The organism is Kitasatospora sp. NPDC098663, from assembly GCF_044760075.1.
Taxonomy (GTDB): Bacteria; Actinomycetota; Actinomycetes; order Streptomycetales; family Streptomycetaceae; genus Kitasatospora.
This window is the reverse complement of record NZ_JBIWAP010000044.1, coordinates 14,234-28,700: the sequence shown is the minus strand read 5'-3', so window position 1 is coordinate 28,700 and position 14,467 is coordinate 14,234. Positions and strand designations below refer to the sequence as shown.

Sequence of the window (14,467 nt, the reverse complement as noted above, 5' to 3'; positions counted from 1 at the left end):
TCCTCACCAAACCGGACATAATCGGCGCGCCCCCGAAGCCTCACGCCCGAGGACCGCCGATGCACCGGATCGCCCGCCGTTCGTTCCTCGCCGGTCTCGGCGGGGCCGCGCTCGCGGCCTGCACGACCGGACGGTCGGCACCGCCGACCGCCGACGGCCTGGGCGCCTCCGCCTCGCCCACCCCGGTGCCGCCGGTCACGGTGGACGCGGCCACCGGGCCGGTGCTGGTGCCGGGCGAGCCGCTGCGGGTGGTCGTCCTCGACACGGACGTGCTGGACTCGGCGCTGACCCTCGGCATCACCCCGGTGGGCGCCGCGCTGCCGGCCGCCGACATCCGGTTCCCGAGCTACTGGCCGGCCTCCCGGGTCGCCGGGATCCACCGGGTCGGCCTGGCCGGCGCCCCGGACCTGGTCGCGATCCGGGCACTGCGGCCGGACCTGATCCTCTCCAACCAGGCGCGCGACGGCGACCGCTACGACCAGCTGCGGGAGATCGCGCCGACCGTGCTCACCCAGACCACCGGCGCGCCGTGGAAGGCCGACTTCCAGGTGCACGCCCAGGCGTTGAGCCGGGAGGCCGCGGCGGCGGCCTTCGTCTCCTCGTACCAGCGGCACGCCAACCAGGTGGTGCAGGCCCTGTCGGCGGCGAAGGCGTCCGGCCAGAAGGTGAGCCTGGTGCGGTTCGTGGAGGGCGGCGGGATCCGGCTGTTCGGAAAACAGAGCTTCCCCGGGATCGTGCTGTCGGACGCCCAGGTGGGGCGGCCGGACGCGCAGAACGTCGACCAGTCCGACGTCGAGATCCCGCTCGACCAGATCGCGAAGGCGGACGGCGACCTGCTGCTGTACGCCACCTCCGGCGACCCGAACCCGGCCGGCACCAACGCCGCGCTGGAGAGCCCGGGTTGGCAGGCGCTGGGGGCGGTCAAGGCGCACCGGGCGTTCCCGGTGGACGACCAGCTGTGGTTCCAGGGGATCGGGTACACCGGCGCCAACTTCATGCTGGCCGAACTGCAGCGCTTCCTGGGGGCGTGACCCGCCGCGCGGCGTCGGCGTAGCGGGCCGGGGAGGTACCGACGGCAGCCGTGAAGTCGCGGGTGAGATGGGCCTGATCCGCGTACCCGAGTTCGGCCGCGAGCGCCGCCAGGTCCAACGCGCCGCCCGCGTCGGCGCGTTCGGCGGCCTCGTGGAGGCGGGCGCGGCGCAGCACCCACTTCGGGGAGGCGCCGACGTACTCGGCGAACAGCCGCTGGAGCCGGCGGACGGTGAGGCCCAGCTCCCGCGCCAGGTCGTCGACCCGGCACAGGTCGGGGGTGCCGGTGATCCGCTCCACCATGGCGGCGACCTCCTGCGCGACCGGGTCGGGCGCGGGCAGCCGGGGCAGCAGGAAGGCGTCCACGAGGGCGGCCTGGTCCCGCGACCGCTCGCCGAGGAGGTCCTCGTTGAGCCGGTCCGCCTCCGGGCCGAAGTAGGCGGCCGCGGGCACCGACCGGTCCGCGAGGGCGGCCACCGGGTGCCCGGCGAACGAACGGAACGCGCCCGGCCGGAACTTCACGCCCAGCACGTGCCCGGCGCCCTCCAGGCGGCGGACGAAGAGCGACCGGTCGACCCCGTGGACGCGGGCCCGCGGGGCCTCGAAGACCAGGTGCACGTTCGGGTGGGCGAGCACCTTCTGCTCGTACGGGGGCCGGCCGCGCAGGTCCCAGCGGACCAGCCAGTAGAACTCGACGAAGCGCGCCACGGCGGGGGCGGGCGCGCGCCGCTCCACCCTGACCGCCTCCGCCGCGCGGGCGGGGTGGAGCACGCCGCGTCCGAGACCGGAAGAGTCCATACCGGCCAGGCTAGATCCTGTCCGGCCGGCCTTCCCGGGCCCGCGACGCCGGGGTTCCGGCGCTGGTCGGGGCGGCCGCGCCCTGCCATAAGCTGGCGCGGTGAGTAGTGAACCGGCCCCGCCCGAGGACACCGCCGTCGAGCTGATGCGCGCGATGACGCGGCTGCGGGCACGACTGCGCACCGAGGCCCCGATCGACGACCTGCCGTGGAACTGGTCGCACCTGACCACCCTGCGCCGCGTCGTGCAGCAGGGCCCGGCGACGGTGACCGAACTCGCCCAGGCCGAGCACGTGCGCCGCCAGTCCATGGCGGAGACCGTGGCCGCGCTGCGGGCCGGCGGCCTGGTCAGCGCCGCCAAGGACCCGAACGACGGGCGCAAGTCCCTCTTCAGTGCGACGCCCGCCGGAGCCGACCTGAGCGAGCGGATCCCGGCGGCGCGGGAGGCGTGGCTGGCCGCGGTGATCGGCTCCACCCTCCGGGCCGGCGAGCGCAAGACGCTCGACCGGGCCGCCGAGATCATGAACCGCCTGGCGGACAGCTAGGGCGTGTCCGGTTCGCCTGCGGTGGCTAGGACTCGGCGAGTCGGCGGTGGCTAGGACTCGGCGAGTCGGCGGTCGCAGACGGTCAGGGCGAGGAGGAGGGCGGAGATCGCGACCAGCACCCAGGCGATGGAGTGCAGGCCGGCGTCGCCCACCCGGTCGTGGAAGGCGGTGCCGGTGATCGCCGCCGAGGCGATGGAGCCGAGGTAGCCGAAGGTGCGCAGCAGTCCGGAGGCGGTGCCGACCGTCTCGGCGGGGGCCTCCCGGTAGAGGACCGTCTGGTTGGCGACCGCCCCGGCGCCGGAGGTCAGACCGAACACCGCGCTGACGGCGACGACCGCCGCCATCGGGGTGCCGCCGCCCACGAACAGCACGGCCACCGCGCCGAGCAGCAGCAGCACCGCGCAGACGATCAACGGCAGCCGCACGCCCGTCCGTCGTGCCACCACCCGGGCGGTCACGGCGCTGAGGACGCCCATCGGCATCAGCGCGAGGCCGGCCTGGTAGGCGGACAGCCCGCGGGCCGCCTCCAGCCACTGGGTGAGCCCGTAGAGGATCACGTACGTCCCCATCAGTGTCAGACCGTTGCGCACGTAGGTGCGGGTCAGGGCCCCGTTGGAGGCGAGCAGCCGGACGTCGAGGAACGGGTGGGCGGCGCGCAGTTCCCAGCCGACCAGCACGGCGGCGAGGACGAGGGCGGCGGCGAGCGCGGGCCAGTCCGGGCGCGGCAGGGCGGCGAGGAAGACCATCAGGGCGGTCAGCGAGCCCCCGAAGCCCAGCATGCCGGGCAGGTCGAGGCGGGAGGCGAGGGCGCGGGGTGAACCGAGGCGCAGCGGATCGGGGTCCGGCGCGATCCCGACCACGGCCAGGACCAGGGCGACGGCGGCGACCGGAATGTTGATCCAGAAGGCGGTCTGCCAGCCGAACCAGCCCACCAGCAGCCCGCCGAGGGCGGGGCCGACGGCGACGGTGGCGGCGCCGGTGATCGCCAGGCCGCCGAGCACCGCGCGCGGCGGGGTCCGGTGGCCGGCCTGTTCGGCGCGGCGGCGGATCAGCAGCATCGCGGCCGGGTAGCCGGCCGAGGTGCCCGCGCCGATCAGCACCCGGGCCGCGATCAGGGCGGCCATCGAGTGGGCCAGCGTGCCGACGATCCCGGCCGCGAACACCAGCACGATGCCGGCGACGAAGATCCGCCGGGGCCCGAACTCCTCGGCGAGCCGCCCGGCGGCGGGCTGGGCCAGCGCGCTGGTGAGGTACAGGCAGGAGATCAGGACCGCGGTGTCCCCGACGGGGAGGTGCAGGGCGGCCGCGATGGCCACCAGCGCGGTCGCGATGATCGAGCTGTTGACCGGGTTGAGCGAGGCTCCCAGGTACAGCGGGGCCACGAAGCGCGGGCCGAAGGGGTTGCCGGCGGGCGCCGGGGTCGTCTGCCGCGGGGTGCGGGTGTCGCCGGGGAGAGGCATGCCGGGTTCCTTCCGCTTCCTCCGGGACCTCTGCGACGGGGCGGGGCCTGCTGGGGAGATCCCGGCGGAGATAGGCAGGCTGCCTGCTGAACATTAGCAGGCAGCCTGCCTATTTTGAAGGGTTCGCCACAGTCGGGGCGGGCCGCGGCGAGCCCCGGCCCGATGCTCCCGGCCAGAGCGCCGGCCGTCGCGTTTCTTCAAGACCAGGCGGCCCCGACCAGCGCAGGATCGGGGCATGAACGATCACCCGACCCCGGACACCCACCCGCTGCACCCCCTGCTGGCCTGCGCCGCCGAGGCCGCCGCCCGCATCGCCGACGGCGTCCCGGCCGACCACCCGCTGGACGGCCCGACACCCTGCGCGGACTTCGACGCCCGCGCGCTCGTCAACCACTGGGTGCTCTACACCTCGCACGGCCTGGAGCACCGGGCCCGCCGCACCGAACTGCCCGAGGCGCTGATCGACCACGACTTCACCGCCGACCCCGGCTGGCCCGCCGCCTACGCGGCTCAGCTGGACCGGGCCGTCGCGGCCTGGGCCGACCCGGCCGCCTGGGAGGGGGACGTCGACCTCGGCGGCTCCCCGGCACCGGCGGCGGGCATCGCCCGGATGCTGATCGCGGAGCTCGTCCTGCACGGCTGGGACGTCGCCCGGGCGACGGGCGGTCCGATCGGGATCGACGAGGAGCTCGCGCAGTTGGTGCTGGAGGTCGTCGAGGAGAACGCCGAGCTGTACCGCCAGTACGGCGGCTTCGCCGCCCCGGTGGCGGTGCCGGACGGCGCCCCGGCACTGGACCGTGCGCTGGCCACCTCCGGGCGCGATCCGCGCTGGAGCGCCTGAACGGCTGAGCCGGACAGTCGGTCGGTCAGGCCCTCGGCCCGCCGCCCGCCGGGACGCGCGGAGCCGGGCGTGGCCTGGCGGGCGGGCGACTTCGAGACGCTGCGGGGGCTGCTGGCGGGCTTCGCCCGCTGAGCGGGTTCCACACCGCGCGGCCCCGGCTACCGTCGCGCCAGCCGGCCGCGAACCGCCCAGGCCGCCGCGCCGAGGGCGAAGCCGTAGACCGCCACCAGGCCGTGCCCGTTGTCCTGGGCGAGCCACATGGCGAGGCCCAGCACCGGGACGCCGACGGCCAGGGCGCGCTCCTTGGGCAGGCGGGTGCGGGCGAGGAACGCGAGGGCCAGGGTGGCGCCGAGGAAGTAGGTGGCGCCGGAGCTGCCGGCGAAGTTGCGGGGGTCGGTGCTGGGGCCGTCGCCGAAGCCGAGCAGGTCGTCGATCCGGCCGGGCAGCAGGATGCCCGCGAGGAAGTAGGCGAGGGTGAGCGGGCCGCCCCAGTACCACTGGGCGAGCGCGGCGACGGCGGCGAGGGTGGCGAGGTTCCACAGGCCGCCGCCGAGGCCGCCGTTCTGCAGGAAGACCGAGGTGAACTCGCGCCACCAGCCGGACTTGGCGGGGTCGGCGTCGAGCGCGTCCATGGCGCCGGACCAGAGCAGTTGGAGCAGCACGCCGCCGACGGCGAGCGCGGTCAGGGCGACCGCCGCCCACGGGATCGACCGCCCCCGCAGCGTGTCCCGGCCGACCGCGCCGAGCCCGCAGTTGACCATCATGACCATCAGCGCGGCCGTGGTCACGTTGAACAGGATCGCCCCCATGACTGCCCCTCCCCCATCACATTCCAACACCGTTCGAAAACCGGGCAGAGCAAAGCTAGCACAGCTTTCGAACGGTGTTGGAAAACGTTGTACGGTGGAGCCATGAAGCTCACCAAGGAGCGCATCGTCGATGCGGGCATGGCCGTCTTCGCGGAGGTCGGCTACCACAACCTGTCCATGCGCCAGGTCGCCGACCGCCTCGACGCCCACGCCGGCAGCCTCTACTACCACGTGCGCGGCAAGGACGAGTTGCTCACCCTGATGGCCGACCGCGTCTGCCGACAGGCCTACGACACCGGCACCGCGGCCCTCGCCGCCCTCCCCCCCGACGCCACCTGGCGGGACCAGGTCGAGGCCCAGGCCGCCACCCTGCGCCACAGCATCCGGCAACACCCCGGCGGCGCACTGCTCCTCGCCGAGAGTCCCGGCGTCCTCAGCTCCGGCGGCCTCTCCCTGATGGAACGCCTGCTGCGCACCCTCCTCGACGCCGGCCTGCCCACCGCCCACTGCGGCATCGCCGCCGACATCCTGCTCAGCCACGTCACCGGCTTCGTCCTCCAGGAACAGAACCAGCCACCGGCCCCACCACCCGTCAGCGCCGAGCTCTACGCCGACCTGTGCGCGCAGTTCCCGCTGGTCATGGGCGAGTTGATCCCCCGGATCGGCCAGGACGAGAAGTTCACCCAGAGCATCCGACTGCTCTGCACCGGCTTCGCCGCCCTCGTCCCGGGCGTCAGCCCTGCTGCGGCGGGCGACGGCGCAGGCTCAACAGCAGCAGCACCACCGCCGACAGCACCGCCGACAGGCGCAGCACGCCCGGGGCCGCCGACCAGCTGATCTGGCTGAACTGCGCACCGGCCTGCACGCCCGCGCCGCCCTGGGCGCCCGGCTTGGCCTGCATGGCGTGCAGGGTGGCCGCGCTCATCGTGATCAGCGGGATCCCGAGGATGACGAACTTGCGTGTCAGATCGGAGAGTTGGCGGGACAGGTAGCCGAGGGCCCAGCCCACCAGCATGGCGGGGAAGAAGCTCATGGCGGCGCCGCCGATCAGCAGCCCGCAGGAGAGCAGGACCAGCAGGGACGGCCGCCGGGCCCCGACGCCCGCGCCCGCACCCGCACTTTCGCCCGCACCGGCACCGGCACCGGCACCGGCCTGGCCGGCGGGGGCGGCCGGCTGCGCCTTCGCCTTCCCCGCGGCGGCGACCCTCCCCTTGGCCTTGCGCAGCTTCGTCCCCTTCCCCGAAGCCGCAGCCGCACCCGCACCCGCACCCGCACCCGCACCCGCACCCGCACCCGCACCCGCCGAATCGGCAGCCTGCGCGCCCGCCGCACCCGCCGCACCCGCCCCGTCCCCGGCGCGCTGCTCGGGGATCGGCTTCGGCGGGGCCTGCGGCGCGTCCGAGAAGTTGAGCAGCACCAGATCCCAGCCGTTCGCGCCGGAGCTGTACACCTGGGGCGGCGGGATGGCGCCCGGATCGTCCTCGGGCCCGTCGAGACGCGGCTTGTCCAGCTGTACGGGCGGCGCCCCGGCCCCCGGGGTGCGCGGCGTCCGGGGCGGGTCCAGCGGCACCGACGGGGTCCCGCCGCCCGGCGCCGCCGTGTCGTACACGCTGTCCCCGTCGGAGGCACCGGACGGACCGGACGGACCGGACTGACCGGAGGCGCCGGACGCACCCGAACCGCCCGAACCGCCCCTGTCGCCGGCGGCACCGGACCCGGCAGACCCGTCAGAGGCCCCCGCCCCGCCCCCCGAACGGCCGCTCCACGGCCCGCTCCTGCGCCACCACTCGCCGTCCGTCATCACCGACACCCCGCCTCGCGCCCGTACCCCGGCCCACCGAACCACCCTCGGCCGTGACGCTACCCACCCCGCCCCCGCCCGCGCGAGTCCTGAGGACCGGTCCACCACGGGCCGCCGCACGGACACCCCGCCGTCCGCCCGCCCGACTAACCTAGGTCGAATGACCACACAGCAGGGCCCTCAACGCCAGGGCAGGTCCGCCGCCGGCCCCCGCACCCTCGCCGAGGAGTTGCGCGCCCGCCCCGACGACGCGCTCGCCGCCCTGCTCCGCTCCCGCCCCGACCTGCTCAACCCCGTCCCCGGCGACCTCACCCAGCTGTCCGCCCGGCTCTCCTCCCGCGCCTCGGCGCTGCGCGCCCTGGAGCGCCTGGACCGCTTCACCCTGCAAGTCGCCGAGGCCCTGGCCACCGCCCCGGACGGCACCGGCCTGGCCACCGTCCGCACCCTGCTGACCGGCCCGGCCAAGGTCAAGCCGCACCCCGGCGCGACCCCGCTGACGCCCGCCGACCGGTCCGCCGTCGCCGCCGCCCTCCCCCGGGCGATCGCCACCCTGCGCGACCGGGCGCTGCTCTGGGGCCCGGACAACGGCCTGCGGCTGGTCCTCGCCGTCCGCGAGGCACTCGCCCCGACGGCCGCCAACCCCGGCCGCACCGGCCTCGGCCCGACCCTCTCCGACGCGACCGTCGGCATGTCCCCGGCCCGGCTGCAGCAGCTGCTCGCCTCCGCCGGGCAGCCCGCCACCCCGGACCCGGTCACCGCCGTCGACGCGCTCACCTCCCTGCTGAACGACCGCGCCCGCTGCGCGGCGCTGCTCGACACCGCCCCCGAGGCCGCGCTGCGGCTGCTGGAGCGGCTGGTCTGGGGGCCGCCGACCGGCACCGTCCCGGACGCCACCCGCCCGGTCACCGCCGAGGACGCGCAGAGCCCCGTCGAGTGGCTGCTCGCCCGCGGGCTGCTGCTGCCCAGCGGGCCGGGCAGCGTCGTCCTGCCGCGCGAACTGGCCCTGCACCTGCGCGGCGGCCGCACCCACCGCGCCGTCGAGCCGGTCCAGCCCGAGCCCGCCCCGGCCGCCGCCCCGCGCGATCCACAGGCTGTGGACAGCGCGGCGGCCGGCCAGGCCCACACCGCCGTCAAGACCGTCGAGGAACTCCTCGACACCTGGGGCCTCACCCCGCCGCCCACGCTGCGCGCCGGCGGCCTCGGCGTCCGCGACCTCAAGCGCACCGCGCAGGCCCTGGAGACCACCGAGCAGCAGGCCGCCTTCTGGCTCGAACTCGCCTACGCCGCCGGACTGCTGGCCCCCGACGGCGAGGCCGACGAACGCTGGGCCCCGACCCCGGCCTACGACGGCTGGCTCCAGCGGGACACCGCCGAACGCTGGTCCGTCCTCGCCGCCGCCTGGCTCGCCGCCACCCGCGTCCCCGCCCTCACCGGCACCCCGGACGGCAAGGGCAAGCCGCGCGCCGCCCTCGGGCCCGAACTCGACCGCACCCTCGCCCCGTCCGTCCGCCGCGCCACCCTCGCGCTGCTCGCCGAGTTCCCGCCCGGCACCCCCGCCACCGCCGCCGAACTTCTGCCCACCCTGCGCTGGCAGCGCCCGCTGCGCGGCGGCCCGACCGGCCCGGACGGCCACGAGCTGCGCGACGACCTCACCGCCTGGACCCTCGCCGAGGCCGAACTCCTCGGCGTCACCGGCCGCGGCGCCCTCGCCGCCCCCGCCCGTGCCCTGCTCACCGCCGAATCCGACCCGGCCGAGGTGCTCGCCCCGCTGCTGCCGCAGCCGCTCGACCACGTGATCCTGCAACCGGACCTCACCGCGATCGCCCCCGGCCCGCTGCTCACCCCGCTCGCCCAGGCCCTCGCGCTGTGCGCGGACATCGAGTCCAAGGGCGGCGCCACCGTCTACCGCTTCACCCCGGTGTCCGTGCGCCGCGCCCTCGACGCCGGACGCACCGCCGCCGACCTGCGGGCCTTCCTGGAACAGCACTCCCGGACGCCCGTCCCGCAGCCGCTCGCCTACCTGATCGACGACGTCGCCCGCCGGCACGGCATCCTGCGGGTCGGCGCCGCCTCCTCCTACCTGCGCTGCGACGACCCGTCCCTGCTGAACGAGGTCCTCGCCGACCGCCGCTCCGCCGACCTGCGGCTGCGGCTGCTCGCCCCCACCGTCCTCGCCGCCCAAGCCGCCCCGGACGTCCTGCTCGCCGCCCTGCGCACGATGGGCTACGCCCCGGCCGCCGAGTCCGCCGAGGGCGACGTCCTGATCACCCGCCAGGACAGCCACCGCACCCCGCCCCGCACCGCCCCCGCGCCCGTCCCGGACGGCCCGCCGACCCCCGACGACACCCTGCTCGCCGCCGCCATCAAGGCCATCCGGGCCGGCGACCGGGCCGCCACCGTCAACCGCCGGGACTCCGCCCCCGACCCGCGCCGGCTGCCCCGCACCGCCGCCGCCGAGACCCTCGCGGCCCTGCAGACCGCCGTCCTGCTCGGCGAACGGATGTGGATCGGCTACCTCAACGCCGAGGGCATCGCCAGCCAGCGGATCATCGACCCGGTCAAGGTCGAAGGCGGCTTCGTCACCGCCTTCGACCACCACGCCGACGAGCTCCGCACCTTCGCCCTGCACCGCATCACCGGCGTCGCGGAGCTCGACGAGTAACCCCGGCGGCAGGGCCGGGCTCAGTGCCCCTGCGACTCCTTCATCTTCTCCTTGACGGCCTTGTCCGCCAGGCTGCCGATCTCCCCCTGTCCGATCGGCAGCGAGCCGCCGCCGACCTGGTCGGCGATCAGGAATCCGGGCGCTGCGAGCAGCCCGCCGGGCCCCTCCCCGATCCCCGCGAGGGCGTGCGCGGAGCCGGCGGACGAGGCGGTGGCCGCGAAGGCCGTGCCCATCAGGGCGAGAGCGGTGAGAACGCGCTTCGACTTCTTCATGCCCGGCTCAACGAGCGATGCGCACCGTGGTCACCCGGCGCCGCGGCCCGGAGCGCGGGCCCGGTCGCCCGTACGAAGGCAAGGAGCCCGCTCGCGTTCGGAGGGAGCCCGACCACGTTCGCCGCGGAATGCGCGACACTGGAGGGTCTGCGTCAATCCAGCCTGTCAGCCAGTGGAGGGCTTCCCCGCGTGAACGACGGACCGCTCATCGTCCAGAGCGACAAAACTCTTCTCCTGGAGATCGATCACCCCAAGGCCGCCGAGTGCCGCCGCGTCATCGCGCCGTTCGCCGAGTTGGAGCGCGCCCCCGAACACGTGCACACGTACCGGGTGACACCGCTCGGGCTGTGGAACGCGCGGGCCGCGGGGCACGACGCCGAGCAGGTGGTCGACGCCCTGGTGACGTACTCGCGCTACCCGGTGCCGCACGCGCTGCTGGTGGACGTGGCGGACACCATGGGCCGCTACGGGCGGCTCCAACTGCTCAAGCACCCGACGCACGGACTGGTGCTCGCCACCACCGACCGGCCGGTGCTGGAGGAGGTGCTGCGCTCCAAGAAGATCGCCCCGCTGGTCGGCGCCCGGGTCGACCCGGACACGGTGGTGGTGCACCCCTCCGAGCGCGGCCAGATCAAGCAGGTGCTGCTCAAGCTCGGCTGGCCGGCCGAGGACTTCGCCGGGTACGTGGACGGCGAGGCGCACCCGATCGAGCTGGACGAGGACGGCTGGCGGCTGCGCCCGTACCAGGCGCAGGCCGTCGAGGGCTTCTGGCACGGCGGCTCGGGCGTCGTGGTGCTGCCCTGCGGCGCCGGCAAGACGCTGGTCGGCGCGGCCGCGATGGCGCACGCCAAGTCGACGACGCTGATCCTGGTCACCAACACCGTCTCGGCCCGCCAGTGGAAGCACGAACTGGTCAAGCGCACCTCGCTCACCGAGGAGGAGATCGGCGAGTACAGCGGGACGCGCAAGGAGATCCGCCCGGTCACCATCGCCACCTACCAGGTGATGACCACCAAGCGGAAGGGCGCCTACGCGCACCTGGAGCTGTTCGACGCCCGCAACTGGGGCCTGGTGGTCTACGACGAGGTGCACCTGCTGCCCGCGCCGGTGTTCAAGTTCACCGCCGACCTCCAGGCCCGCCGCCGCCTGGGCCTGACCGCGACGCTGGTGCGCGAGGACGGCCGCGAGGGCGACGTGTTCAGCCTGATCGGGCCCAAGCGCTTCGACGCGCCGTGGAAGGAGATCGAGGCGCAGGGCTACATCGCGCCCGCCGACTGCTGCGAGGTGCGGGTCACCCTGACCGACTCGGAGCGCCTGGCCTACGCCACCGCCGAGCCCGAGGAGCGCTACCGCTTCTGCGCCACCACGGCGACCAAGCGGCGGGTGGTGGAGGCGCTGGTGAAGAAGCACGAGAAGGACCAGACGCTGGTCATCGGCCAGTACATCGACCAGCTGGACGAGCTCGGTGAGGTGCTGGACGCGCCCGTGATCAAGGGCGAGACCAGCAACGCCCAGCGCGAGAAGCTGTTCGAGGCGTTCCGCAACAAGGAGATCGGCGTCCTGGTGGTCTCCAAGGTCGCGAACTTCTCCATCGACCTGCCCGAGGCCACCGTGGCCATCCAGGTCTCCGGGACGTTCGGCTCCCGCCAGGAGGAGGCCCAGCGCCTGGGCCGCGTCCTGCGCCCGAAGGCGGACGGCCACTCGGCGCACTTCTACTCGGTGGTCGCCCGGGACACCGTGGACCAGGACTTCGCCGCCCACCGGCAGCGCTTCCTGGCCGAGCAGGGCTACGCGTACCGCATCATCGACGCGGACGACGTGCTGTAGGACGTACGGCAGGACGTGCGGCAGGACACGCCCCGGTACCGGACACCGCCGCGCCCGAGGAGGACCACGCGCGCGGCGGCGCCCGGGGCGGTGCCGCCGCCGCGCACGTCCTGCGGCCCGTACGGGGGCCGGGACCTGCGGGCCCTGGACCTGCGGGGCTGGAACCCCGGGGCGCACGGGTCTAGGATCGTCCGTCTGCCCCCTCCCGAACCGTGGTACCTGCTGAAGTCGCGCAGGCAGCCGGGGGAGGCGTCGACCGCACGGCAACCGGTCGACCGTACCCACCGTGAGCTCCATCGATCCGCTGCGCCCGCTTCCGGCGCAGCCGGGAAGGTTCGCTGTGCCCGCCACCCCCACCACCGACCCCCTCCAGCGCGAACGCGACCACCTGGCCGCGTCCCGGTCCGCGCTGCGAGCGATGCGCGAGGACGTCCAGTCGCTGGACCTGCGCGACGTGACCGGCACCTGGGTGTCCGCCGCCGTCCTCCAGAACCAGATCGAGGCCCGGATCGCCGCCCTCGCCGACCTCTCGCACACCCCGCTGTTCTTCGGCCGCCTGGACTACCTGCACACGATCAGCGAGGAGCTGAGCGAAGGCGGAGGGGGCGAGAACTTCTACATCGGGCGCCGGCACGTCCACGACGCCGACGGCGACCCGATGGTGATCGACTGGCGCGCGCCGGTCTCCCAGCCGTTCTACCGGGCCAGCCGCACCGCGCCGCTGGACGTCGAACGCCGCCGCCGCTTCGGCTACACCGGCGGTGAGCTCACCGCCTACGAGGACGAGCACCTGAGCGACCCGGCGGAGGCGGACACCGCCTCCGCCCTGCTCGCCGCCGAGATCGAGAAGCCCCGCGTCGGCCCGATGCGCGACATCGTCGCCACCATCCAGCCCGAGCAGGACGAGATCGTCCGCTCCGACGTGACGGGCACCATCTGCGTCCAGGGCGCCCCCGGCACCGGGAAGACGGCCGTGGGCCTGCACCGCGTCGCGTACCTGCTGTACGCGCACCGCGAGCGCCTCGCCCGGACGGGCACGCTGGTGATCGGGCCGAACAACGCCTTCCTCTCCTACATCGAGCAGGTGCTCCCGGCCCTGGGCGAGCTGGACGTCAACCAGGCGACCGTGCAGCAGCTGGTCGGGCACGTCGAGGTGCGCGGCGAGGACGACCCGCAGGCCGCCCGGCTGAAGGGCGACGCCCGGATGGCCGAGGTGCTGCGCCGGGCGGTACGCGCGGGCATCACGCTGCCCACCGAACCCTGCGTGGTGGTCCGCGGCTCCCGCCGCTGGCGCGTCCAGGTGCACGAACTCACCGCGATCATCGAGGAGCTGAAGGGCCGCGACGTGCGCTACGGCGCCGCCAGGGACGCCCTGCCGCAGCGGATCGCGCACACCGTGCTGCTGAAGATGGAACAGTCCGGCGAGGCCCCCGACGACCGGGTGCAGGACGCGGTGGCCCGCAACGCCGCGGTCAAGGCGGTGGCCAAGGAGTGCTGGCCGGCCGTCGACCCGGCGAAGCTGGTGCTGCGGCTGCTCTCCGACCCGGAGTTCCTGGCCGCCTGCGCGGAGGGCGTGCTGACCCCGGAGGAGCAGCAGGCGGTGCTGTGGCCCAAGCCGGGCCGCTCGGTGAAGACGGCCCGCTGGACGCAGGCCGACGCCGTCCTGGTCGACGAGGCGACGGACCTGGTGCAGCGCACCCCCTCGCTCGGGCACGTGGTGCTGGACGAGGCGCAGGACCTCTCCCCGATGCAGTACAGAGCGGTCGGCCGCCGCTGCACGACCGGCTCGGCGACCGTCCTCGGCGACCTCGCCCAGGGCACCACCCCGTGGGCGACGGCGAGCTGGCCGGACGCGCTGCGCCACCTGGGCAAGCCGGACGCCCACGTCGAGGAGCTGACCAAGGGCTTCCGGGTGCCGGAGGAGGTCATCGCGTACGCCTCCCGGCTGCTCCCGGCGATCGCCCCGGGCCTGGCCCCGGCGACCTCCGTCCGCGACGCCCCCGGCTCGCTGACGATCCGCCGCCTCCCGGACGCGGAGGCCGCGCCCGCCGTCGTGGCGGCCTGCCGCGAGGCGCTGGAGCACGAGGGCTCGACCGGGCTGATCGCCGCCGACGCCCGGATCCCGATGCTCGCCGAGGCGCTGACCGCGGCCGGCCTGCCGTACCTGTCCCCCGGCGCCGAGACCAGCGCCGAGGCCCGGCTGACGCTCGTACCGGCCTCGCTGGCCAAGGGTCTGGAGTACGACTACGTGGTGCTGGACGAGCCGGCCGCGGTGATCGCGGGCGAGCCGGACGAGCGGACCGGCCTGCGGCGGCTGTACGTGGCGCTCACCCGTGCCGTCTCCGGCCTGACGGTGCTGCACGGCGAGCCGCTGCCCGCGCAGCTGCGCTGAGGAACCGAGCAGCGGGGGCCGGCCCCACCGGG

General features: G+C 75.1%; 12 protein-coding genes. 7 read left to right on the top strand and 5 right to left on the bottom strand.

Annotated features, from left to right (window positions below):
* Positions 1–59 precede the first annotated feature (59 nt).
* Positions 60–1,031 (top strand): ABC transporter substrate-binding protein, encoded by a 972-nt coding sequence (locus tag ACIQVZ_RS33975; protein WP_402455426.1) that lies wholly within the window; start codon positions 60–62, stop codon positions 1,029–1,031.
* Here ACIQVZ_RS33975 and ACIQVZ_RS33970 read toward each other — a convergent pair.
* Positions 994–1,827: a DUF6597 domain-containing transcriptional factor gene (locus ACIQVZ_RS33970; RefSeq protein WP_402455422.1), complete on the bottom strand. Its 834-nt coding sequence runs from the start codon at positions 1,825–1,827 to the stop codon at positions 994–996. The two genes, ACIQVZ_RS33975 and ACIQVZ_RS33970, sit on opposite strands and share 38 nt — an antisense overlap.
* A 100-nt stretch (positions 1,828–1,927) precedes the next feature.
* Here ACIQVZ_RS33970 and ACIQVZ_RS33965 point away from each other — a divergent pair, with 100 nt between their 5' ends.
* Positions 1,928–2,371, top strand: coding sequence for a MarR family winged helix-turn-helix transcriptional regulator (locus ACIQVZ_RS33965; RefSeq protein WP_402455419.1), 444 nt, complete (start codon positions 1,928–1,930; stop codon positions 2,369–2,371).
* 50 nt (positions 2,372–2,421) lie between these two features.
* Here ACIQVZ_RS33965 and ACIQVZ_RS33960 read toward each other — a convergent pair whose 3' ends face one another.
* Positions 2,422–3,831 carry an MFS transporter gene (locus ACIQVZ_RS33960; protein WP_402455415.1) on the bottom strand — a complete coding sequence of 470 codons (1,410 nt, stop codon included), beginning with the start codon at positions 3,829–3,831 and terminating at the stop codon, positions 2,422–2,424.
* A gap of 235 nt (positions 3,832–4,066) precedes the next feature.
* On the opposite strand from ACIQVZ_RS33960, the gene ACIQVZ_RS33955 reads away from it, so the two are divergent.
* Positions 4,067–4,672, top strand: a complete 606-nt coding sequence (locus ACIQVZ_RS33955; protein ID WP_402455412.1) for a TIGR03086 family metal-binding protein — start codon at positions 4,067–4,069, stop codon at positions 4,670–4,672.
* Positions 4,673–4,830: 158 nt separating this feature from the next.
* Here the strand turns inward: ACIQVZ_RS33955 and ACIQVZ_RS33950 are convergent, their stop codons facing one another.
* A complete protein-coding gene (locus ACIQVZ_RS33950; RefSeq protein WP_350877461.1) occupies positions 4,831–5,481 on the bottom strand; it encodes a hypothetical protein in 651 nt (216 codons plus the stop codon).
* Positions 5,482–5,583: 102 nt separating this feature from the next.
* Between ACIQVZ_RS33950 and ACIQVZ_RS33945 the strand changes: the two genes are divergently transcribed.
* Positions 5,584–6,318: a TetR/AcrR family transcriptional regulator gene (locus ACIQVZ_RS33945; protein WP_402455408.1), complete on the top strand. Its 735-nt coding sequence runs from the start codon at positions 5,584–5,586 to the stop codon at positions 6,316–6,318.
* Here ACIQVZ_RS33945 and ACIQVZ_RS33940 read toward each other — a convergent pair.
* Positions 6,215–7,090 carry a hypothetical protein gene (locus tag ACIQVZ_RS33940; protein WP_402455405.1) on the bottom strand — a complete coding sequence of 292 codons (876 nt, stop codon included), beginning with the start codon at positions 7,088–7,090 and terminating at the stop codon, positions 6,215–6,217. The genes ACIQVZ_RS33945 and ACIQVZ_RS33940 overlap by 104 nt on opposite strands.
* A gap of 352 nt (positions 7,091–7,442) precedes the next feature.
* Here ACIQVZ_RS33940 and ACIQVZ_RS33935 point away from each other — a divergent pair, with 352 nt between their 5' ends.
* The gene (locus tag ACIQVZ_RS33935) at positions 7,443–9,944 is read left to right on the top strand and encodes a helicase-associated domain-containing protein (RefSeq protein ID WP_402455403.1); all 2,502 of its coding nucleotides are present in this window, start codon (positions 7,443–7,445) and stop codon (positions 9,942–9,944) included.
* 20 nt (positions 9,945–9,964) lie between these two features.
* On the opposite strand, the gene ACIQVZ_RS33930 is transcribed toward ACIQVZ_RS33935, so the two are convergent.
* Positions 9,965–10,216, bottom strand: coding sequence for a hypothetical protein (locus tag ACIQVZ_RS33930; RefSeq protein WP_350877453.1), 252 nt, complete (start codon positions 10,214–10,216; stop codon positions 9,965–9,967).
* 189 nt (positions 10,217–10,405) lie between these two features.
* Between ACIQVZ_RS33930 and ACIQVZ_RS33925 the strand changes: the two genes are divergently transcribed.
* Both ACIQVZ_RS33925 and ACIQVZ_RS33920 read left to right on the top strand, forming a co-directional pair.
* Positions 10,406–12,043 carry a DNA repair helicase XPB gene (locus ACIQVZ_RS33925; RefSeq protein WP_063348223.1) on the top strand — a complete coding sequence of 546 codons (1,638 nt, stop codon included), beginning with the start codon at positions 10,406–10,408 and terminating at the stop codon, positions 12,041–12,043.
* 304 nt (positions 12,044–12,347) lie between these two features.
* Positions 12,348–14,435, top strand: a complete 2,088-nt coding sequence (locus tag ACIQVZ_RS33920; RefSeq protein WP_402455482.1) for a HelD family protein — start codon at positions 12,348–12,350, stop codon at positions 14,433–14,435.
* Positions 14,436–14,467 lie beyond the last annotated feature (32 nt).

Bases quoted from the DNA above. Each gene is read 5' to 3' on its own strand.
- ACIQVZ_RS33975 (WP_402455426.1), top strand. From the start codon at position 60: ATGCACCGGATCGCCCGCCGTTCGTTCCTCGCCGGTCTCGGCGGGGCC.
- ACIQVZ_RS33930 (WP_350877453.1), bottom strand. From the start codon at position 10,216: ATGAAGAAGTCGAAGCGCGTTCTCACCGCTCTCGCCCTGATGGGCACG.
- ACIQVZ_RS33960 (WP_402455415.1), bottom strand. From the start codon at position 3,831: ATGCCTCTCCCCGGCGACACCCGCACCCCGCGGCAGACGACCCCGGCG.
- ACIQVZ_RS33970 (WP_402455422.1), bottom strand. From the start codon at position 1,827: ATGGACTCTTCCGGTCTCGGACGCGGCGTGCTCCACCCCGCCCGCGCG.
- ACIQVZ_RS33955 (WP_402455412.1), top strand. From the start codon at position 4,067: ATGAACGATCACCCGACCCCGGACACCCACCCGCTGCACCCCCTGCTG.
- ACIQVZ_RS33935 (WP_402455403.1), top strand. From the start codon at position 7,443: ATGACCACACAGCAGGGCCCTCAACGCCAGGGCAGGTCCGCCGCCGGC.
- ACIQVZ_RS33945 (WP_402455408.1), top strand. From the start codon at position 5,584: ATGAAGCTCACCAAGGAGCGCATCGTCGATGCGGGCATGGCCGTCTTC.
- ACIQVZ_RS33950 (WP_350877461.1), bottom strand. From the start codon at position 5,481: ATGGGGGCGATCCTGTTCAACGTGACCACGGCCGCGCTGATGGTCATG.